This window comes from Ciceribacter ferrooxidans, assembly GCF_004137355.1.
Taxonomy (GTDB): Bacteria; Pseudomonadota; Alphaproteobacteria; order Rhizobiales; family Rhizobiaceae; genus Allorhizobium; species Allorhizobium ferrooxidans.
In genome coordinates this window covers 1-272 of the sequence record NZ_SDVB01000296.1, presented here as the reverse complement: position 1 = coordinate 272, position 272 = coordinate 1, and the positions used below count along the sequence as shown (strand labels likewise).

The following is a 272-nucleotide window of genomic DNA, read 5'->3' as shown; positions in this document are numbered from 1 at the left end:
TGGCGTTCAGCTCACGCGGCGAAGGTGCTACGGCGGGCGAGTTGACAGGCGATGTGCTTACGGGTGCGCACGTGGATGTTGCGGTCGACGCCAACGCCACGTTGATGGCCAAGCTGGAAACCGCGAGCGCCAATGTCGAGGTCGATAGCTGGACGTCCTTCCAGCACAACGGCGATACTTTCGTCTTTGTGCAGAATGACGATATGGCGCTCCAGGCCGGCGACGGCCTGATCCAGCTCGTCGGCTATACCGGCGAACTGAACAACATCAAC

The 272-nt window shown here is 60.7% G+C and carries 1 protein-coding gene; it reads left to right on the top strand.

Annotated elements, in window-relative coordinates; all coding sequences use genetic code 11:
• The coding region (locus EUU22_RS25365; protein WP_165351245.1) for a hypothetical protein at nt 1-272 on the top strand (272 nt) is incomplete at both ends.